Annotated in this window: 17 protein-coding genes and 1 pseudogene; 13 read left to right on the top strand and 5 right to left on the bottom strand. The window is 73.1% G+C overall.

The genetic code is table 11. From position 1 onward, the window contains the following. Positions 1 to 33 precede the first annotated feature (33 nt). On the top strand, positions 34 to 606 hold the full coding sequence (locus tag AB0A69_RS10610; protein ID WP_361418086.1) for a TetR family transcriptional regulator C-terminal domain-containing protein: 573 nt from the start codon (positions 34 to 36) through the stop codon (positions 604 to 606). Positions 607 to 743: 137 nt separating this feature from the next. Here AB0A69_RS10610 and AB0A69_RS10615 read toward each other — a convergent pair whose 3' ends face one another. Together AB0A69_RS10615 and AB0A69_RS10620 are read right to left on the bottom strand one after the other, a co-directional pair. Next, complete coding sequence (locus AB0A69_RS10615; protein WP_361418089.1) at positions 744 to 1,727, bottom strand: peptidase; 984 nt, start codon at positions 1,725 to 1,727, stop codon at positions 744 to 746. 206 nt (positions 1,728 to 1,933) lie between these two features. Then, a complete protein-coding gene (locus AB0A69_RS10620; protein WP_361418459.1) occupies positions 1,934 to 2,419 on the bottom strand; it encodes a GNAT family N-acetyltransferase in 486 nt (161 codons plus the stop codon). Between the two features lie 51 nt (positions 2,420 to 2,470). Here AB0A69_RS10620 and AB0A69_RS10625 point away from each other — a divergent pair, with 51 nt between their 5' ends. Together AB0A69_RS10625 and AB0A69_RS10630 are read left to right on the top strand one after the other, a co-directional pair. Then, positions 2,471 to 3,289, top strand: coding sequence for an exodeoxyribonuclease III (locus tag AB0A69_RS10625; RefSeq protein WP_361418092.1), 819 nt, complete (start codon positions 2,471 to 2,473; stop codon positions 3,287 to 3,289). Positions 3,290 to 3,441: 152 nt separating this feature from the next. After that, entirely contained in the window at positions 3,442 to 4,476 is a 1,035-nt protein-coding gene (locus AB0A69_RS10630; RefSeq protein ID WP_361418095.1) for a DUF6528 family protein, read from the top strand. Positions 4,477 to 4,499: 23 nt separating this feature from the next. Here AB0A69_RS10630 and AB0A69_RS10635 read toward each other — a convergent pair. Continuing rightward, positions 4,500 to 5,147: pseudogene (locus AB0A69_RS10635) on the bottom strand (MerR family transcriptional regulator); the annotation flags it as partial. Positions 5,148 to 5,528: 381 nt separating this feature from the next. On the opposite strand from AB0A69_RS10635, the gene AB0A69_RS10640 reads away from it, so the two are divergent. The 4 genes from AB0A69_RS10640 (at position 5,529) to AB0A69_RS10655 (ending at position 9,086) form a co-directional block, all read left to right on the top strand. After that, complete coding sequence (locus AB0A69_RS10640; protein WP_361418098.1) at positions 5,529 to 7,034, top strand: NAD(P)/FAD-dependent oxidoreductase; 1,506 nt, start codon at positions 5,529 to 5,531, stop codon at positions 7,032 to 7,034. Then, positions 7,031 to 7,900 carry an alpha/beta hydrolase gene (locus AB0A69_RS10645; RefSeq protein WP_361418100.1) on the top strand — a complete coding sequence of 290 codons (870 nt, stop codon included), beginning with the start codon at positions 7,031 to 7,033 and terminating at the stop codon, positions 7,898 to 7,900. Before AB0A69_RS10640 ends, AB0A69_RS10645 begins: the two co-directional genes overlap by 4 nt. Continuing rightward, on the top strand, positions 7,897 to 8,793 hold the full coding sequence (locus AB0A69_RS10650; protein ID WP_361418103.1) for an SDR family oxidoreductase: 897 nt from the start codon (positions 7,897 to 7,899) through the stop codon (positions 8,791 to 8,793). The genes AB0A69_RS10645 and AB0A69_RS10650 overlap by 4 nt, the downstream gene beginning before the upstream one ends. Before the next feature lie 98 nt (positions 8,794 to 8,891). Beyond that, a complete protein-coding gene (locus tag AB0A69_RS10655; protein WP_361418106.1) occupies positions 8,892 to 9,086 on the top strand; it encodes a hypothetical protein in 195 nt (64 codons plus the stop codon). 380 nt (positions 9,087 to 9,466) lie between these two features. Here the strand turns inward: AB0A69_RS10655 and AB0A69_RS10660 are convergent, their stop codons facing one another. Continuing rightward, a complete protein-coding gene (locus AB0A69_RS10660) occupies positions 9,467 to 12,754 on the bottom strand; it encodes a S41 family peptidase (RefSeq protein WP_361418109.1) in 3,288 nt (1,095 codons plus the stop codon). A 173-nt stretch (positions 12,755 to 12,927) separates the two neighbouring features. Between AB0A69_RS10660 and AB0A69_RS10665 the strand changes: the two genes are divergently transcribed. Both AB0A69_RS10665 and AB0A69_RS10670 read left to right on the top strand, forming a co-directional pair. Next, entirely contained in the window at positions 12,928 to 13,500 is a 573-nt protein-coding gene (locus tag AB0A69_RS10665) for a TetR/AcrR family transcriptional regulator (protein WP_361418112.1), read from the top strand. Positions 13,501 to 13,593: 93 nt separating this feature from the next. After that, the gene (locus tag AB0A69_RS10670) at positions 13,594 to 15,762 is read left to right on the top strand and encodes an MMPL family transporter (RefSeq protein WP_361418116.1); all 2,169 of its coding nucleotides are present in this window, start codon (positions 13,594 to 13,596) and stop codon (positions 15,760 to 15,762) included. A gap of 21 nt (positions 15,763 to 15,783) precedes the next feature. On the opposite strand, the gene AB0A69_RS10675 is transcribed toward AB0A69_RS10670, so the two are convergent. Then, the gene (locus AB0A69_RS10675; RefSeq protein ID WP_361418119.1) at positions 15,784 to 16,134 is read right to left on the bottom strand and encodes an SsgA family sporulation/cell division regulator; all 351 of its coding nucleotides are present in this window, start codon (positions 16,132 to 16,134) and stop codon (positions 15,784 to 15,786) included. A 213-nt stretch (positions 16,135 to 16,347) separates the two neighbouring features. Here AB0A69_RS10675 and AB0A69_RS10680 point away from each other — a divergent pair, with 213 nt between their 5' ends. From AB0A69_RS10680 to AB0A69_RS10695, 4 genes are read left to right on the top strand one after another with little or no spacing between them, the layout of a single operon-like run. Next, positions 16,348 to 17,427, top strand: coding sequence for an energy-coupling factor ABC transporter permease (locus AB0A69_RS10680; protein WP_361418122.1), 1,080 nt, complete (start codon positions 16,348 to 16,350; stop codon positions 17,425 to 17,427). A 1-nt stretch (position 17,428) separates the two neighbouring features. Further along, positions 17,429 to 18,190 carry a cobalt ECF transporter T component CbiQ gene (cbiQ, locus tag AB0A69_RS10685; RefSeq protein ID WP_361418125.1) on the top strand — a complete coding sequence of 254 codons (762 nt, stop codon included), beginning with the start codon at positions 17,429 to 17,431 and terminating at the stop codon, positions 18,188 to 18,190. After that, entirely contained in the window at positions 18,187 to 18,975 is a 789-nt protein-coding gene (locus tag AB0A69_RS10690; protein ID WP_361418128.1) for an ABC transporter ATP-binding protein, read from the top strand. The genes cbiQ and AB0A69_RS10690 overlap by 4 nt, the downstream gene beginning before the upstream one ends. Before the next feature lie 39 nt (positions 18,976 to 19,014). Beyond that, complete coding sequence (locus AB0A69_RS10695) at positions 19,015 to 20,187, top strand: serine hydrolase domain-containing protein (RefSeq protein ID WP_361418131.1); 1,173 nt, start codon at positions 19,015 to 19,017, stop codon at positions 20,185 to 20,187. Positions 20,188 to 20,195: the final 8 nt, after the last annotated feature.

Consider the following 20,195-nt stretch of genomic DNA (forward strand, 5'->3'; position numbering starts at 1 on the left):
AGAAGAAGGCTACTACGGGTGTAGAAAGGGGCCATGACCCGGGATCGCCGTACCGTCCTCGCCGACGCCGCCCTCTCCGTCCTCGCGGACGGCGGCATGCGCGCCCTCACGCACCGCGCCGTCGACGCCGCCGCCGGGCTGCCGACCGGTACGACGTCGGCGTACCTGCGCACCCGCAAGGCGCTGCTGACCGCCCTTGCCGTACGACTGGTCGAACTCGACCAGACGGAGCTGAGGGAGGCGGCCGGGCGGGCGCCGCTCCCGCCCGGAGCGGGCCCCGACGAACTCGCCGACGCCCTGGCGCGGTTCAGTGAGGCGCGCCTGACCGGTGAGGGGCGGCGGCGGACGCTGGCCCGGTACGCGTGCGCGGTGGAGAGCGTCCACCAGCCGGAGCTGCGGGAGGTCCTCGTACCGCGCGAGAACGCCGCGCGCGACGCCGTACGGGCCGTGCTCGCCGCGCACGGGGCCGCGGACCCGGACGGGCGGACCGTCACGCTGCTGGCGTGCGTCGACGGGCTGGTCTTCGAGCGGCTCACCGGCCAGGCCGGCGCCGGTGGGCTGCGTGCCGAGATCCGCGCGCTGGTGGACGCGGCGCTGCGGCCGTAGGGCCTGTCTTCCGGATCAGGCCGGATCAGGCCGGATCAGGCCGGATCAGGGCGCGGTGCCAGACCCCGCGGCCCGGCAAGACCCGGAAGACAGGCCCTGGGTCCGGCGGGGCGGCCCCCCGCCGGACCCTCAGGGACTCAGGACACCTGCGCCTTGTCGTACAGCGCCTTCGCCACGTCGCCGAAGTACGGGCCGAACATCCGGTTCGGCAGGAAGGTGTAGCCGAAGCTGTTCACCGAGACCTGCAGCCCCGTGCCGGTCGACTCGCTGAAGCCGGTGAACCAGGGACCGCCGCTGGAGCCGCCGGTCATGTTGCAGGCCAGGCTGTGGTCCTGCGAGAAGAGGAAGTCCTTGGAGGAGTTCCCGCTGCAGTGGATCAGTTTGGAACCGTCGTACGGGGACGCGGCCGGGAAGCCGAAGGCGTACATCGGCTTGTTGTAGCCGCCGTTGAACTGGATCCCCTGCGCGCCGGTGACGGCGGTGAGCTTCTGGCCGTTCAGCGGGGCCACGACGGCCGCGCCGATGTCGTGGTTGATGTCCTCGCTCGCCTCCCACTGCGGGGTGGTCAGCGTCTTGGTGGCGGTCCACTGGCCGTAGGGCGCCTGGCCGTTGTCGTAGGCGGGGACGAAGACCCAGTTGGTGTGCCAGCTGCCCTGGTACTTCACGCAGTGGCCGGCCGTGATGACGGTGGAGGCGTTCTGGCTGGTCACGGCGTTGCCGGAGCAGGAGGCGGTACGGCCCTGGAAGGTGAAGAACACCCGCCCGGACGTCTTCACGACCGCCCCGCCACCGGTCCACGCGCCGCCGGGCTGCGGGAACGCCGTGGGCGCGACGGTGGTGGTCTCCTTGCCCGGCCGCGGCGCCGTGAGTTTCTTCAGCGCCCGCGGGGTGAGCTCCAGGTCCAGCGGGGTGGCCGCGCGCATGCGCTCGGCGGTCCAGAAGGCCCGGGCGCCCTGCTGCTCGGCGGTGGTGACGGTCCGGGCGGACGGGGCGTTCTCGGCCTGCGGGGCGGGCGCCGGTCCGGCCGGGGCGGCCGCGGTGGCGGCGGTGGCGGACAGGGCGCCGGTGAGGAGGGCTCCGACGGTCAGCAGGATGCCCGTGGCGGTGCGGTGGCGTCTCACGCATGTCTCCTTCTGCCGTGCCCGGGCGCGGTCGCGCGGCCGGGCAGGGTGGGGGAACGAAGAGCGGTGCGGATCAGCGGTGCGTGTGGTGCCTGCTGTGCGTGCTGCGCGTGCCGTACGTGTGGTGCCTGCTGTGCGTGCTGCGCGTGCCGTACGTGCCGTACGTGTCGTGCGTGAGGCAGGGTCCCACGGGCGGGGCCTGGTTGTCAGGAGCGCGTCAGCGACTTCGCGAAGCAGCGGCTGTTCGGGTACTCGCGGTAGTAGCCGAACTTGGCGCACGGCGCGTACCCGCTCGACGTGTACAGCCCGATCGCCTCCGGCTGCATGTCGCCGGTCTCCAGCACCATGCGGGTGCGCCCGGCGGCGCGCGCGTCCTCCTCCAGGGCGGCGAGGATGCGGCGGGCCAGGCCCAGGCCGCGCGCCTCGGGGATCACGTACATGCGCTTGAGCTCGGCGTCCCCGTCGGCGTACCCCTCGTCGTTCTCGTCCTGCGTGCGCCAGCCCCCGGTCGCGACCGGACGGTCCCGCTCGTCGTACGCGAGCAGGTACAGACCGCGCGGCGGACGGAACATCGAGGGGTCGAGCGGTGTGAGATCGCCCTCGTCGCCGTACCGCTCGGCGTACTCGAGCTGGACGGCGTCGTTGAGTTTGACGGCGTCAGGATGGTCGAAGGGGACCGGGCGGATAAGTATACGGTGGATGGTACATGTATGCGGGCGTCCGGTCTCGGTTATCGTGCCGGAATGCTCACTGTGACGTCCGCCAATGTCAATGGCCTGCGTGCCGCCGCGAAGAAGGGCTTCGTGGAGTGGCTGGCCGGGACCGCCGCCGACGTGCTCTGCCTCCAGGAGGTGCGGGCCGAGGAGTCCCAGCTCCCCGAGGCGGTCCGCACGCCGGAGGGCTGGTACGCCGCGCACGCCCCGGCCGCCGCCAAGGGCCGCGCGGGCGTCTCCCTCTACACGCGGCGCGAGCCGGACGCGGTACGCGTGGGCTTCGGCTCGTCCGAGTTCGACGGCAGCGGCCGCTATCTGGAGGCCGACCTGCCGGGCGTCACGGTCGCCAGCCTCTACCTCCCCTCCGGGGAGGTCGGTACGGAGCGGCAGGACGAGAAGGTCCGCTTCATGGACGCCTTCCTCCCCTACCTCAAGGAGCTGCGGGAGCGGGCGGCGTCCGAGGGGCGCGAGGTGCTCATCTGCGGCGACTGGAACATCGCCCACCGGGAGGCCGACCTCAAGAACTGGAAGGCCAACCGGAAGAGCTCCGGCTTCCTCCCCGAGGAGCGCGCCTGGCTCTCGCGCGTCCTCGCCGAGGGCGACGGCGGCTACGTCGACGTGGTCCGCGCCCTCCACCCCGACCAGGACGGTCCGTACTCCTGGTGGTCCTACCGCGGCCGCGCCTTCGACAACGACTCCGGCTGGCGCATCGACTACCACGTGGCCACCCCGGGCCTCGCCGCCCGCGCCGTCAAGGCCTGGGTCGAGCGCGCGGCGTCCCACGGCGAGCGCTGGAGCGACCACGCGCCGGTGACGGCGGTGTACGAGCCGGCGTACGGCAACCGGTAGCCGGAAGCCCGGAAGCCCGGAAACCGGAAACCGGAAACCGGAAACCCGGAGACCGGTGGGTTCCGGCGGTTCCGGTTCCGGAAGTGATGATCTGTCAGAGCAGGTGTGGGGAGCATCACTTCCTGGGCATGCTTCTGGCACGCTGAGCTCTCGTGCGCATCGCCACCGTACGAACGCTCCGGTCCGCTCTGCTCACCGCGGTCACGCTCGCGTTGCCGCTGACCGCCCCCGTGCCGACGTCGGCCTCCGTCCCGGTTCCCGCTTCCGAGATCCCCGCCGGGACGCCCGACGTCCTCCTCACCGACCAGGCGTCCAAGCGGATCCTGCTGCTCGACGGCGCGCGGCGCGCCTGGGACCCGGCCGCCGACGCCTCCGCCGTCCGGTGGGCGTTCTCGCCCCTCGGCGACCCCCGGTACGCCGACCTGGAGCCGGGCCTCAGCTGGGTGCACCCCAGCGAGGCCAAGGCGCGCGTCTGGCAGGGCAGGACGTACGTCCTCACCGTCGCCTCGTACGGCTTCGCCGCCGTCGTGGAGTACCCCTCGGGGCGGCGTCACTGGGGCGGCGCCCTCTCGCCCGGCACGACGCGCGTGAACCCGCACAGCATCGAGCTGCTGCCGAACGGCAACGTGGCCGTCGCGGGCAGCACCGGCGATGTCGTGCGCCTCTACGCGGCCTCCCAGGGGCCGGCGGACGTGCCGTTCGCGTCGTACGCCCTGGAGGACGCCCACGGCCTGCAGTGGGACGGCGCGCGGCGGGTGCTGTGGGCGCTGGGCGGCGAGCGGCTCGTGGCGCTGAGGGTCGGCGGTACGGCGGCCAGGCCGGCGTTGATCAAGGCCTTCGAGGTGCCGCTGCCGACGCCGCACGGGCACGACCTCGGGCAGGTCGCCGGGCGGCCGGACCGGCTGTGGGTGAGCAGCGGCACGGCCGTCTACCAGTACATGAAGAGCGCCCGCGCCTTCACGCAGGACTTCGCGGGTGCGGCGGACATCAGCCGCGCCCGGGTCAAGGCGGCCGGCAACGACCCGGCGACCGGCCAGGTCGTCTCGACCGTGCCGGAGAGCGGGCTGGGGGAGAGCTGGTGGACCCGGAAGGTGGCCGTGCACCGGCCGGCCGGGACGTACGAGCTCGCGAACGGCGGGATCTACAAGGCGCGCTGGTGGCTGCCCGTGCCCGTCCTCACGGCCTGAGGTCGCGTCTCACGGCGGCGTCTCTACGGCCGGAGGTCGCGCAGCCGGTGCAGGTGGCGGTCCAGGGCCATGGACACCTCCGCCTCCACCACGCTCTTCGCCAGCGGCCGCAGCCGTACGGCGTCGGCCTCTCCGTCGGCGTGCTCGCGCAGCAGGGCGGCGAAGAGCCCGGCGAGCGCGTCGGCGTGTTCACGGACGCGGGCGGCGGCGGCCAGGACGGCGGAGAGCGGGATGCCCTCCTTGACGAGCGCGGCCGAGACGTCCAGCAGGCGGCGGCTGACGTGGACGATCTCCTCGCCGTCCGTGGCGAGGTAGCCGAGTTCCAGGGCGGCGGCGAAGTTCTCCGGCGTGACCTGGTCGCCGAAGTGGTCGGCGAGCTGCTCCGGGGTGAGCCGGACGGGCTCCTCCTCGGTCGGTTCGCCGAGGCCCAGCACCTCGCCGACGTCGCGGCCGCTCTCGAACGCGGCGGCGAGGTCGGCGATGCCGTTCAGGGTGTGGCCGCGCTCCAGGAGGGCGGCGATGGTCCGCAGCCGGGCCAGGTGGTGGGGGCCGTACCAGGCGATGCGGCCCTCGCGGCGGGGCGGCGGGATCAGACCGCGCTCGCGGTAGAAGCGCAGGGTGCGCACGGTGATGCCGGCGGCGGCGGCCAGCTCCTCGACGCGGTACTCGCGCGACGTGTGGTCATCGCGCTGCTCGTGGGTCTCGCGCTGCTCGCGCCGGTCGTGGGCCTCGTGTTGCTCGTGGGCCTCGCGCTGCGCCTGCGCCTGCGGCTCCTGCGACTGCCGGTCATGGCGGTGCTGGCGGTGGTCGCGGTGCTCGCGTGACGCCCGCTGCTCGCGGTCCCCGCGCGGCTCGTGCGGCGGCTGCCCGGCCGTTCCCCCGGCCGTCCCCTCGGTCGTCGTCCCGTCGTCTGCCACACACGCAACCCTATGTCGTACCGCCGGTAACTTTTCCCCGCGCGACCCCTACCGCTCGGTAAGGACCTGCTCTACTCTCCGAATCGTGCCAGCGATTGCTGGCAAAGTCTTGCGGACCGGTTATGCGGAGGCGGCATGGGCCAGCACGAGCACGTACGAGTGGCGGTGATCGGATCGGGATTCGGCGGCCTCGGGGCCGCCGTCCGGCTGCGCCGCGAGGGGATCACCGACTTCGTCGTCCTGGAGCGCGCCGACTCCGTGGGCGGCACCTGGCGCGACAACAGCTACCCGGGGTGCGCGTGCGACGTGCCCTCCCACCTGTACTCCTTCTCCTTCGCGCCCAACCCCGACTGGCCGCGCACCTTCTCCGGTCAGCAGCACATCCGCGCGTACCTGGAGCACGTCACCGACACCTTCCGGCTGCGCCCCCACCTCCGCTTCCGTCACGAAGTGAAGATGATGACGTGGGACAACGACGCGCTGCGCTGGAAGATCGAGACCTCGCGGGGCACGCTCACCGCGGACGTCGTCGTCTCCGCGACCGGGCCGCTGTCCGACCCGAAGATCCCCGACATCCCGGGGCTCGCCTCCTTCGAGGAGACCGGCGGCCGGGTCTTCCACTCCGCCCGCTGGGACCACGACTACGACCTGGCCGGCAAGCGCGTCGCCGTCATCGGCACCGGCGCCTCCGCCATCCAGATCGTGCCGTCCATCCAGCCGAAGGTCGGGCGGCTCACCCTCTTCCAGCGCACCCCCGCGTGGGTCATGCCCCGCATGGACCGCGCCATCACCGGCGCCGAGCGGTGGCTGCACCGGCAGCTGCCCTTCACCGGCAAGGCGCGGCGCGGACTGCTCTGGGGTATCCGGGAGCTGCAGGTCAGCGCCTTCACCAAGCGGCCCGCCGAGCTCGGACTCGTCGAGTCCATCGCCAAGGCGAACATGGCCAGGGCCATCAAGGACCCGGCGCTGCGGGCCAAGCTCACGCCCTCGTACCGCATCGGCTGCAAGCGGATCCTGCTGTCCAGCGACTACTATCCGGCCCTCGCGCGGCCCAACGTGGACGTCGTCGCGTCCGGGCTCTCCGAGGTGCGGGGGCGGACGCTCGTCGCCGCCGACGGCACCGAGGCCGAGGTCGACGCGATCGTCTTCTCCACCGGCTTCCACGTGACGGACATGCCCATCGCCGAGCGGGTCGTGGGCGCGGACGGCATCACCCTCGCCGAGGCGTGGAAGGACGGCATGGAGGCGCTGCGCGGCGCGACCGCCGCCGGGTTCCCCAACTGGATGACCATCATCGGGCCCAACACCGGGCTCGGGAACTCCTCCATGATTCTCATGATCGAGTCCCAGCTGAACTACCTGGCCGACTACATGAAGCAGTTGGACGCACTCGACGGCCAGGGCGGTCGCGCCGCCCTCGCCGCCCGGCCCTCCGCCGTCGCCGCCTGGAACCGGCGCGTCCAGGCCCGCATGGAGCGCACCGTGTGGAAGTCCGGCGGCTGCGACAGCTGGTACCTCGACGCCAACGGCCGCAACACCACGCTGTGGCCCGGCACCACCAGCGAGTTCCGGCGTGCGACGCGGACGGTCGACCTGAGCGAGTACGAGGTCGTCCGCGTGCGGGAAGGGGCTGTCGCGTGATCCGGGTGACTTCCGCGGACGGCTCCTCCCTCCACGTCGAGGTGTACGGCGCCGACGGCGCGCCCGCGGTCGTGCTGGCGCACGGCTGGACCTGCTCCACGGAGTTCTGGGCCGCGCAGATACGCGACCTCTCCGCCGACCACCGCGTCATCGTCTACGACCAGCGCGGACACGGCCGTACACCGGCCGTGGGGCGCGACGGGTACTCGACGGACGCCCTCGCCGACGACCTGGAAGCCGTCCTCGCCGCCACCCTCGCACCCGGCGAGAAGGCCGTGCTCGCCGGGCACTCCATGGGCGGCATGACCCTCATGGCCGCCGCCGCGCGTCCCGGCGTACGCGAACGCGCCGCCGCCGTCCTGCTGTGCAGCACCGGCGCCTCCCGCCTCGTCGCCGAGTCGCTCGTACTGCCGCTGCGCGCCGGACGGCTGCGTACCCGTCTCACCCGTGCCGTCCTCGGCGTACGGGCGCCCTTCGGGCCCGTCACACCGCTGTCGAAGGCGATCCTCAAGTACGGGACCATGGGCCCCGGTTCCTCGCCCGCCGCCGTCGCCGAGTGCGCCCGTATCGTGCACGCCTGCCCCCGAGCGGTCCGGGTCGCCTGGTCGCACGTGCTCGCCGAGCTCGACGTCGAGCCGGGCGTACGGGAGTTGACGGCGCCGACCGTCGTCCTTGTCGGCGCCGCCGACCGGCTCACGCCGCCCGTGCACGCGCGGGCGATCGCCGCCGCGCTGCCCCGCTGCGTCGGGTTCGACGAACTCGTGGGCGTCGGGCACATGACGCCCGTGGAGGCGCCGGACGCCGTCACCGCCCGGATCCGCGCCCTGGTGACCACGTACCTGACGCACAAGGAGGAAGCGGCATGAGCAAGGTGAGCCTCGACGGCCAGGTCGCCGTCATCACGGGCGGCGCGCGCGGCGTCGGCGAGCTGCTGGCGCGCAAACTCTCCGCGCGCGGCGCGCGGATCGCGCTCCTCGGCCTGGAGCCCGAGCAGCTCAAGCAGGTCTCCGGGCGGCTGCACACCGAGAGCGACTGGTGGCACGTCGACGTGACCGACCACGAGGCGATGGCCCGGGTCGCGGCCGAGGTGAAGGAACGCTTCGGGAAGGTGGACATCGTCGTCGCCAACGCGGGCGTCGCGGCCGGCGGCCCCTTCACCGCGTCCGACCCGGACGCGTGGCGGCGCGTCATCGAGGTCAACCTCATCGGCAGCGCCGTCACCGCCCGCGCCTTCCTGCCGGTGCTGCTGGAAAGCCGCGGCTACCTCCTGCAGATCGCCTCCCTCGCCGCCATCACCCCGGCGCCCATGATGACCGCGTACTGCGCCTCCAAGTCCGGCGTCGAGGCCTTCGCGCACAGCCTGCGCGCGGAGGTCGGGTACCGGGGCGTACGCGTGGGCGTCGGCTACCTGTCGTGGACCGACACCGACATGGTCCGGGGCGCCGACCAGGACGACGTGATGCGCGAGCTGCGGCAGCGGCTGCCGTGGCCGTCGAACCGCACGTACCCCCTCGGGCCGGCCGTCGACCGGATCGTCGCCGGCATCGAGCGGCGCTCGGCCCACGTGTACGCGCAGTGGTGGCTGCGCGGCATGCAGTCCGTGCGCGGCTACCTGCCCGGTCTCATCGCCACCGTCGGGCAGCGCGAGATGCGGCGCTTCGAGCCGCGGCTCGGGAGCGTGCGGACGGGGCTGGTCGGGGCGGGGGGAGAGGCCGACGAAAAGGCGCGTACGGAGCGTGACGGAACCGTTACCGCTTGATCGAAATGCGTGGTGTGTCGGGGCGTGCCAGGCTGGTCGAGGCCGGGGGCCGAAGGGCCCCCGCACCCCCCACACCACCACTTTCAGGAGTGACCTCGATGGGCATCTCGGACCAGTTCAAGGACAAGTCGCAGGAGCTCAAGGAGCAGGCCAAGCAGCGTGCGCAGGACGCGAAGCGCGAGGCGCAGCAGCGTACGCAGAAGGGCCGCCAGCAGCGCGACGAGCGTCGGCAGGACGTCGACGAGGACGCGCGCCTGGCGCAGGAGCGGGCGGACCGGAGCTACGACGTCTGAAGCGACGTGACGTGACGCGCGGTTGAAGCAGGGGCGCACCCGGACGCGGGTGCGCCCCTTGCGTTGTCGCGCGCGTGCTCCTGCCCGGTGCTTGCTGTCCGGTGCTCCGGGCGGGTGCCGGGGGTTCCGGTGGGGGGTGGTCGGACTCTCGTTCACCGCGCTTCGCGCGAGTTCAGTCGTTTTACGTCCGACCACCCCCCACGCTCCACCCCCGTCCCCCTCACGCGGGTGGTCGTTTCCGCCGCCAGTGCGTGCGTCCCCCGGTGGGCGTCCCAGGGCCGTTCCGCACCGCCTCGCGGCGCGAAGCTGCCGCGCACCGGGGGGTGTGGGGGCGCAGCCCCCAGTTTCGGGAAGGGGCGGGGTAGGGGAAAGGGGCCCGCTCAAGCGGGTCGCGGCGGCAGTGGGAGGCGCTTCAGGGAGGGGGCCTGGGAGTAGTCCGGGGGGCGGGACGCGGGGTGGGAGTCGAGGAGGTCGAGGGCCACCTCGACCGCGTCGGAGAGCTGGCGGTGGCGGCCCTCCGCCCAGTCCAGCGGGGTGCGCAGGATCTCGATGTCCGGCGCGACGCCGTGGTTCTCCACGGACCACCCGTACTCGTCGAACCACGCCGCGTTCATCGGCACCGTGATCACCGTGCCGTCCCCCAGCCGGTGGCGCCCCGTCATGCCGACGACACCGCCCCAGGTGCGCTGACCGACCACGGGCCCGAGCTTCAGCAGCTTGAAGGCGGCCGTGATCATGTCGCCGTCCGAGGCGGTGGCTTCGTCGGCGAGGGCGACGATCGGGCCGCGCGGGGCGTTGGAGGCGTACGAGACGGGCTGGGCGCCGCGTGTGAGGTCCCAGCCGAGGATCTTGCGGGTGAGGGACTCGACGACGAGCTCGCTGATGTGGCCGCCGGCGTTGCCGCGGACGTCCACGATGAGGGCGGGCCGCGCCACTTCGAGGCGCAGGTCGCGGTTGAACTGGGCCCAGCCCGAGCCGCCCATGTCCGGGATGTGGAGGTACCCGCACTTGCCGCCGCTCAGTTCGCGGACCACCTCGCGGCGCTTGGCGACCCAGTCCTGGTACCGCAGCGGCCGCTCGTCGATGAGCGGGACCACGGCGACGCGCCGGGAGCGGCCCTCGGCGGGCTGGAAGGTCAGCTCGACGGTGGTGCCGCCGGCCGCCGACAGGAGCGGGTAGGGCCCGGCGACGGGGTCGACGGGCCGGCCGTCCACGTGGGTGAGGACCGCGCCCTCCCGGATGCCCGTACCGGCGAGCGGGGAGCGGGCCTTGGAGTCGGACGACTCGCCGGGGAGGATGCGCTGGACGGTCCACCGGCCGTCGCGGCACACGAAGTTGGCGCCCAGGAGGCCCTGCGCCCGCTGGTAGTGCGGCGGCCCCTCGTTGCGGCGGGCGGCGGTGACGTACGCGTGGGAGGTGCCGAGTTCGCCGAGCACCTCGCGCAGGAGGTCGGCGAACTCGTCGGGGGTGGCGACGCGTTCGACGAGGGGCCGGTACTGGTCGAGGACGCCGTCCCAGTCGATGCCGCTCATCCCGGGGTCCCAGAAGTACGCGCGGATGATCCGCCCCGCCTCCGCGTACGCCTGCCGCCACTCCGCGCCCGGGTCCACCTCGTGCTGGATGCGCCGCGCGTCGACGTACACGGTGGTGTCGCTGTCGCCGACCTCGGTCGCCGGGACCGCGCGCAGCTCACCCTCGTCGACCACGACGAGCCGTGAGCCGTCGCCGCTGAGGGCGAACCAGTCGAGGTTCCCGACGAGTTCGGTCTTGCGGGCCTTGGTGAGGTTGAAGTGTTCGAGGGTGGGCCGCCCGGAGGTGTCCGCCGGGTTCACGAACGTCTCGCCCAGCGCGCCCGAGATGGGCCAGCGCAGCCACACCAGGCCGCCGCCGCTGACCGGCGCCAGCGAGGAGTACTTGGACGCGGCGACCGGGAACGGCGTCACCCGGTTCGCCAGGCCCTCGAACTCGACCACCACCGTCCCGTCGCCCTCCTGCTCCTCGGAGAGGTCCAGCCCGCCGGCCGCCGGCCGTCCCTCGGGCGACAGCGCGAAGGGGGAGGGCGTGGTGGAGGCCAGGGGTACGAGGTAGGGGCGGCAGCCGAGCGGGAAGGACAGGTCGCCGGTGTGGACGTCGTACACCGGGTCGAAGCCCCGCCAGGAGAGGAAGGCGAGGTAGCGGCCGTCGCGGGTGAAGACGGGACTCTCGTCCTCGAAGCGGCCGTTGGTGACGTCGACGATCGTGCGGTCCTTGATGCGGGCGATCTTGATCTGCCGCAGGGACCGGCCGATCCCCGGGTGGGACCAGGTCAGCCACGCGCCGTCCGGGGAGAAGGCGAGGTCGCGGACCGGGCCGTTGAGGGAGCGGGTCAGCTCGGTGAGCCCGCCGGTGGACCCCTCGGGATCGGACTCGGTGCCGGTCGCCGTCTCCTCTTCCGGTTCCGACACGTCGAGCAGCAGCAGCCGCCCGTCGTGGGACGCGATCGCCAGCCGCTCCCCGTCCGCGTCGGCGGTCATCTCCCGTACGTGCCCGAGCTCGCCCGCCGCCAGTCGCCGCCGTTCGCGGGCGCCGCTCGCCCGGGGCAGGTAGGCGATCTCGATGGCCTCCTCGCCCTCCGCGTCCGTGACGTACGCGATCCGCCCGCTGCTGCCGAGCATCTCCGGCAGCCGTACGCGCACGCCCGGGGTGTCCACGATCGTGCGGGCGGGCCCGTCGCGGTGCGTCAGCCAGTACAGGCTGCCCCGTACGGACACGGCGCTCGCCCGCCCGGTCTCGTCCACCGCCACCCCGTCCACGTGGCTCGCGGCGGGCACCTGGTAGCGGCGGCGCCCGGTGCGCGGACCGCCGAGCCGGACGGCGAGCTTCCGCGGCTGTGAGTCGGGGGTCAGGGCGTCGACGATCCACAGGTCCCCGGCGCACTGGTAGACCACCCGCCGCCCGTCCGAGGAGGCGTGCCGGGCGTAGAACTCGTCGTGGTCGGTGTGGCGCCGGAGGTCGGTGCCGTCGGGCAGGCAGGAGTACAGGTTGCCGACGCCCTCGTGGTCGGAGAGGAACGCGATGCGGCCGTCCACGAACATCGCGCAGTCCAGGTGGCCGCCGAGGTCCGGCAGCAGCCGCTCGCCGTGCAGCCAGAGCCGTCCGGTCGCCCCGCCCCGGTACCGCTTCCAGGCGGCCGGCTCGTGCGGCGGCTTGCCGGTCAGCAGCAGCGTCAGGTGCCGCCCGTCGACGTCGGCGACGGCGATGTCGGAGACCGGGCCCCAGGGCAGGCGCTTGCCGGGCGAGCCGTCCGTGGAGACCTTGTACGCCCACGAGAAGTGCGAGAACGGCTGCCCGTGCGAGGCCACCGCCAGGATGTCGCCCTCCGGCGTCCAGCCGCACACCCGGGTGTCGAGCGACCCCCAGTAGCTCAGCCGCCGCGCCGGCCCGCCCTCGACCGGCGCCAGGTGGATCTCGGGGTCCAGGCTGCGCCAGCTCGTGTACGCGATGTGCCGCCCGTCGGGCGAGAAGCGCGGGTGTCCGACTCTGGTCCGGTCGACGGTCAGCCGCCAGGCGCGGCCGGGCGCCTCGCCCTCGGCCGCGAGCGGGGCGACCCACACGTCGTCCTCGGCCGCGAAGCACAACAGGTCCTGGTGGAGGTGGGGATACCGGAGGTACGCGCCGTCGCTGCTCACACAGCCATGCTTTCGGCGCGGCCGGGCCCTGGCAACTCGGCTGACGCACGCGTCTCGATCGTGACGCCGGACGCTTCTGTACGAAACCGTTTCGTTTCGTAGTCCGGTCGGTGTACCGTATGAGGTGTACGAAACCGTTTCGTATCGACGTTCGCGAAGGAAGGCCGGCGCACATGGCCCGTACCAGGCTCACCCCGGAGCGCGAGTCCGAGCTGTACGACGCCGTGCTCGACCTGCTCCGCGAGGTCGGCTACGACGCCCTCACCATGGACGCCGTCGCCGCCCGCACCCACTCCAGCAAGGCCACTCTCTACCGCCAGTGGGGGAGCAAGCCGCAGCTGGTCGCCCGCGCCCTGCGGAACAACAAGCCGGTCCGCCTCGACGAGATCGACACCGGCTCGCTGCGGGGCGACTTCCACGAGATCCTGTCGCGCTCCGACGACTGCCGGCTGGAGCAGGACTCCGCGCTCATGCGGGGCCTCGCCCACGCCGTCCACGACAACCCCGAACTGCTGCGGGCGCTGCGCGAGCTGCTCATCGAACCCGAGATGACCGGCCTCGACGGCGTCCTGCGGCGCGCGGTCGAGCGCGGTGAGGTCGCCGTGGACAACCCGGCGCTGAAGCTCGTCCCCCACATGCTGATCGGCGCCTTCGTCGCCCGGCCCCTGGTCGAGGACCGGCCGGTGGACCAGGCGTTCCTGACCGCGTACGTCGACGCCGTGGTGCTCCCCGCCCTCGGCCTCTGAACGTCCCCCCCACCTACCTGACACGTACCGCTCACGCTGTCGGGCCGTCTCCCCACGACCCTGTCCGATCCACACCTTTCGGGAGTCGCCCCCGTGGCCACGTTCCTCTACCGACTCGGCCGGCTCGCCTTCCGGCGCCGCCATGTCGTGACCCTCCTCTGGGTCGCGCTGCTGGCGCTCGCCGGCGTCGGCGCGGCCTCCGCGCCCGCCGCGACGTCGAGCTCGTTCTCCATACCCGGCACGGAGGCCCAGAAGGCCTTCGACCTCCTCGAACAGCGCTTCCCGGGCGCGGGCGCCGACGGCGCCACCGCCCGTGTCGTCTTCAAGGCGCCGGACGGCGCGAAGATGACCGACCCCGAGCGCAAGGCCGCCGTCGACAAGGCCGTCGGCGAGCTGCGCTCCGGCTCCGACCAGGTCGCCTCGGTCACCGACCCGTACGCCGTCCAGGCGGTCTCGCGTGACGGCACGACGGCCTACATCCAGGTGTCGTACAAGGTCAACGGTATGGAGCTGACCGACTCGACGCGCGAGGCGCTCAAGGAGACCGGCGCGGAGGCGCGGCAGGGCGGGCTCACCGTCGAGATCGGCGGTGACGCGCTGCAGACCGTGCCCGAGACCGGCTCGGGCGAGATCATCGGCGTCATCGTCGCCGGGATCGTCCTCGTCATCACCTTCGGCTCCCTGGTCGCCGCCGGACTGCCGCTGCTCACCGCGCTCGTCGGCGTCGGCATCGGCGTCTCGGCCATCACGGCCCTGGCGAGCGTCCTCGACCTCGGCTCCACCACCTCCACGCTCGCGATGATGATCGGCCTCGCGGTCGGCATCGACTACGCGCTCTTCATCGTCTCCCGCTACCGCGCCGAGCTCGCCGAGGGCCGCGACCGCGAAGAGGCGGCCGGCCGCGCCGTCGGCACCGCCGGCTCCGCGGTCGTCTTCGCGGGCCTCACCGTCGTCATCGCGCTCGTCGGCCTGGCCGTCGTCAACATCCCGATGCTGACGAAGATGGGCTTCGCCGCCGCCGGCACGGTCCTGATCGCCGTCCTCATCGCGCTCACCTTCATCCCGGCGCTGCTCGGCTACGTCGGCAAGCGCGTCCACGGCCGCAAGGCCCGCAAGAACCCCGTTCCGGCGTCGGACGAGGACAAGCCCAACATGGGCACCCGCTGGGCCCGCTTCGTCCTGCGCCGCCCGCTCGTCGTGCTGCTGGTCGGCGTCGTCGGCCTCGGCGCGGTCGCGCTGCCCGCCGCCTCGCTGGAGATGGGCCTGCCCGACGACGGCTCCCAGCCGACCTCCACCAGCCAGCGCCGCGCGTACGACCTGCTCTCGGACGGCTTCGGCCCCGGCTCCAACGGGCCGCTGATGGTGGTCGTCGACGGCGACAAGGCCGCGGCCGACCGTACGGTCACGACCATCCGTGGCCTGGACGGCATCGCGGCCGTCACCCCGCCCACCCCCAACAGGGCGGGCGACACCGCGATCATCACCGTCGTGCCGAAGGACCGCCCCTCCTCCACCGCCACCGAGGAGCTGGTCCACTCCATCCGGGACACCACCGGCGACGACGTGCTCGTCACCGGCGCCACCGCGATGAACATCGACTTCTCGCAGAAGATGAACGACGCGCTGCTGCCCTACCTGGCGCTCGTCGTCGGCCTCGCCTTCCTGCTGCTGATGGTGGTCTTCCGGTCGGTGCTGGTGCCGCTGAAGGCGGCCCTCGGCTTCCTGCTCTCGGTCGTCGCCGCGCTCGGCGCGGTCGTGGCGGTCTTCCAGTGGGGCTGGCTCGGCTCGCTCTTCGGCGTCGAGCAGACCGGCCCGATCATGAGCATGATGCCGATCTTCATGGTGGGCGTCGTCTTCGGCCTGGCCATGGACTACGAGGTCTTCCTCGTCACCCGGATGCGTGAGGCGTACGTCCACGGCGAGCGGCCCGGCCAGGCCATCGTCACCGGTTTCCGGCACGGCGCCCGCGTCGTCACGGCCGCCGCGGTGATCATGATCGCGGTCTTCGCGGGCTTCATCGGCTCCAGCGAGCAGATGGTGAAGATGATCGGCTTCGGGCTCGCCGTCGCCGTCTTCTTCGACGCGTTCATCGTGCGGATGGCCATCGTCCCGGCCGTCCTGGCCCTGCTCGGCCGCGCCGCCTGGTGGCTGCCGCGCTGGCTCGACCGCGTCCTGCCCAACGTGGATGTGGAGGGCGAGGGCCTGCGGAAGGAGCTCGCGGCCGCGCCGGAGGAGGGGGAGCGGGAGCTCGTCCGCGCCTGAGCCCCGAGGGACGCTACGCCGTCACCGTGTCACGTGCGACGCGGTGGCGGCGTACGTGCGCCGCAGGAAGCGCAGGAGGGCGGAGGAGTCGAACTGCACCATCGCGACATCGCCGGAGGAGTGCAGCTCCACCACCGTCTGGACCCGGCCGCAGGGCCATACCCCGATGTCGCCGTGGCGGGCGGGGGCGCGCAGGCCCCGCTCCAGTACGGCCCGGGGGAAGGTCCAGGTGGTGCCTTCGGGGAAGACGAGGCGGACGGTGGCGGAATCGTCGGCCTCGGTGTCGGCGGGGTCGCAGCGCAGCGCGACGGGGACGGGGCGGGAAAGGGGGCCGTCATCGACGATCAGCCCCTTGGCGTGGACTTCGACCATGGGGTACGTGTGCCCCTCAGGAGGGGTTTCCTCGGCGGGGACCATCGTGCGACTCCTCACACTCGCCAGACCTATACCTTATGTCCTATTTGTCTAGCGCGTGCGCCCCGGCTCGTTTCTGTGACGGGTACGCTCTTGCAACTTGTTCGCAAGAAGCCCCATCATCGAACGGTCCACACCGGGCCCCCACCCTGTCCGAAAGCGGTCCCCGCCATGCATGTCCCCGACGGTTTCATCAACGCGCCCGTCTCCGCGGCCGCCGGCCTCGTCGCCGCGGGCGCGGTGGCCGTCAGCCTGCGCGGGGCCCGCAGGGAGTTGGACGATCGGACGGCGCCGCTCGCGGGGCTCGTCGCGGCGTTCATCTTCGCCGTGCAGATGCTGAACTTCCCCGTCGCCGCCGGCACCAGCGGACACCTGCTCGGCGGCGCGCTCGCCGCGATACTCGTCGGCCCGTACACCGGCGTGCTCGTCATCGCCGTCGTCCTGCTGATGCAGGGCATCCTCTTCGCCGACGGCGGACTGACCGCGCTGGGCGTCAACATCACCGTCATGGGCGCGGTCACCGTCCTCACCGCGTACGTGCTCTTCCGCGGCCTCGTCCGCGTCCTGCCGCGCACCCGCCGCTCGGTGACCGTCGCCTCCTTCGTCGCCGCGCTCGTCTCTGTGCCCGCCGCGGCCGCCGCGTTCACCCTGATCTACGCCGTCGGCGGCACCACCGACGTCCCCGTCACCAAGGTCTTCACCGCGATGGTCGGCGTCCACGTCCTGATCGGCATCGGCGAGGCGGCCATCACCACCGCGACCGTCGGCGCCGTCATCGCCGTACGCCCCGACCTGGTGTACGGCGCCCGCGGCCTGACCGCGCCGCTCAAGCTGCGGGTCGGCGGGGAACTGGTCGACGCCGCCCCGGCCGCGGCTCCGGCCGCCGCCGCGCCCCGCTCCACCAAGAAGGTGTGGGCCACCGGACTGGCCACCGCCCTCGCGCTCGCCGGAATCGTGTCCTTCTACGCCTCCGCCAGCCCCGACGGCCTGGAGAAGGTCGCCGCCGACCAGGGCATCGACACGAAGGTCGAGGACCACGCCGCCAAGGATTCGCCGCTCGCCGACTACGGCGTCAGCGGCGTCACGAACGCCCGCCTGTCCGGGGGGCTGGCGGGCACCATCGGCGTGGGCGCCACGGTCGTGGTCGGCACGGGCGTCTTCTGGGCCGTACGGCGCCGCCGCGCAGAGGCGGCGGCGTCGGCCGGGGCGGGAGTCGCGCCGGCCGGCACGGCCGAGCGGGAAACCGTCTGAGATGGGCGCGGGCCACTCGCACAAGCTCTACCGGCACGGGCACTCGCCCGTGCACCGGCTGCCGCCCCACTGCAAGCTCGCCGCCGTCTTCTGCTTCGTCGTGGTCGTGGTCTCCACGCCCCGCGAGGCCGTATGGGCCTTCGGCCTGTACGCGGCGCTGCTCGGCGCGGTCGCGGCGGCCGCCCGCGTCCCGGCGGGCTTCGTGCTGCGGCGGCTGGTGATCGAGGTGCCGTTCGTGGCCTTCGCGTTCCTGATGCCGTTCGTGGTGCCGGGGCACCAGACGGAGGTGCTCGGCGTCTCCGTCTCCGTACCGGGCCTCTGGGACGCCTTCAACGTCCTCGCCAAGGGCACCCTCGGCGTCGCCGCCTCCGTCCTCCTCGCCGCCACCACCGAGCTGCGCGCCCTGCTGCTCGGGCTGCAGCGGCTGAAGCTGCCCCCGCTCCTCGTCCAGATCGCCTCCTTCATGATCCGGTACGGCGACGTCATCACCGACGAGATGCGGCGCATGTCCGTCGCCCGCCGCTCGCGCGGCTTCGAAGCCAGGGGCGTACGCCACTGGGGCGTGCTCGCCAAGTCCGCCGGCGCGCTCTTCATCCGCTCGTACGAACGCGGCGAACGCGTCCACCTGGCGATGGTCAGCCGCGGCTACGCCGGCACCATGCCCGTCATCGACCAGGTGACGGCCTCCCGGGCCCAGTGGTCGGCGGCCGCGGCCCTTCCGCTCACGGCTCTCGCCGTCTGTCTGCTGGGATGGACGCTATGAGTCTCAGTTTCGTCCCGTCGCTTCAGGTGCGCGGCCTCGCGTACGCCTACCCCGACGGCCACCAGGCGCTCTTCGGCGTCGACCTGACCGTCGAGCGCGGCGAGCGGGTCGCCCTCCTCGGGCCCAACGGCGCCGGCAAGACCACCCTGGTCCTGCACCTCAACGGCATCCTCGGCGGCGGGGTCGGCACGGTGACGGTCGCCGGGCTGCCCGTCGAGAAGGCGAACCTCGCGGAGATCCGCCGCAAGGTCGGCATCGTCTTCCAGGACCCGGACGACCAGCTCTTCATGCCGACCGTCCGTGAGGACGTCGCCTTCGGCCCGGCGGCGGCCGGGATGCGCGGCCCCGAGCTGGAGGCCGTCGTCATGAAGGCCCTCGCCCGGGTCGGCATGGAGGCGTACGCCGACCGGCCGCCGCACCACCTGTCCTTCGGGCAGCGGCGGCGCGTGGCCGTCGCGACCGTCCTCGCCATGGAACCGGAGATCCTCGTCCTCGACGAACCGTCGTCCAACCTGGACCCGGCCTCCCGCCGCGAACTCGCCGACATCCTGCGCTCCTTGGACGTCACCGTCCTGATGGTCACGCACGACCTGCCGTACGCCCTGGAGCTCTGCCCCCGCTCGGTCATCCTCAGTGAGGGCGTCATCGCGGCGGATGCCCCGACCCGGGAGCTGCTCTGCGACGACGCGCTCATGCGGCGCCACCGCCTGGAGCTGCCGTTCGGCTTCGACCCCATGGCCACCCCCGCCCCCGCGCCCACCCCCACCCGGAATCCGGCCTCGTAACTGCGCGTTGCACCATGGGTGTGAGCGAAAGGGGTGGGCGTGGACGTCCAGGGCACAGTGCAGGCGGGTTTCGAACCGGTCAAGGACGCTTTCATCCGCAACTTCGAACAGCGGGGTGAACGGGGCGCGGCCGTCGCCGTCTACCGCGACGGCCGCAAGGTTGTCGACCTGTGGGCGGGCGCCAAGGACGTGGACGGGACCGCCCCCTGGGCCGTGGACACCGCCCAGATCGTCCGCTCCGCGACCAAGGGCGTGGCCGCCGCCGTCCCCCTGCTGCTGCACCAGCGCGGGCAGCTCGACCTGGACGCGCCCGTGGGCACGTACTGGCCGGAGTTCAAGGCCGCCGGCAAGGAGCGGGCCCTCGTCCGGCACCTGCTGGCGCACCAGGCGGGCGTCCCGGCCGTCGACCGGCCGCTGAGCTTCGCCGAAGCCGCCGACCCGGACGCCGCCGCGGCCGCCGTCGCCGCGCAGGCGCCCGCGTGGGAGCCGGGCACCGCCCACGGCTACCACGCCCAGACGTACGGCTGGCTGCTGGCCGCGCTCGTCCTGCGGGTCACCGGCCGCACCATCGGCCGGTGGGTCGCCGAGGAGATGGCCCGCCCCCTCGGCCTGGACCTGTGGATCGGCCTCCCCGACGACGAGGCGCACCGCGTCGGCCGCGTCGGCCCGGTCGAGGAGCCCGTCCAGGGCGGTGGAGCGCTCAAACTGCGGCCCAAGCGGTCGGTCGCCGACGCCTACGCCGACCCCGCCTCGCTCACCCGGCGCGCCTTCGGGGCGATCGCCCCGGCCCCCGACGAGAACGACCCCGCGTACCGCGCCGCCGAACTCCCCGCCTCGGCGGGCATCTCCACCGCCCGCGCCCTGGCCCGCTTCTACGCCGCCACCCTCGGCCCCGTCGACGGCCACCGCCTCTTCGCCCCGGCGACGCTCGCCATGGCCCGCACGGAGGAGGCCGTGGGCCCGGACCGCGTCCTCGTGGTGAACACCCGCTTCGGCCTCGGCTACATGCTCCACGGCCCCGCCTCGCCCCTGCTGTCCCCCGGCTCCTTCGGCCACCCGGGCCGCGGCGGCTCCCTCGGCTTCGCCGACCCGGCGTCGGGCATCGCCCTCGGCTACGTCACCAACGGCATGCGCAAGGGCGTCACGGCCGACCCGCGGGCCCAGGCGCTGATACGGGCGGTCCGTGCGGCGATCGCCGGAGACGTCACCTAGGGTGATTC

This window comes from Streptomyces sp. NPDC045431, from assembly GCF_040646655.1.
Lineage (GTDB): Bacteria > Actinomycetota > Actinomycetes > Streptomycetales > Streptomycetaceae > Streptomyces.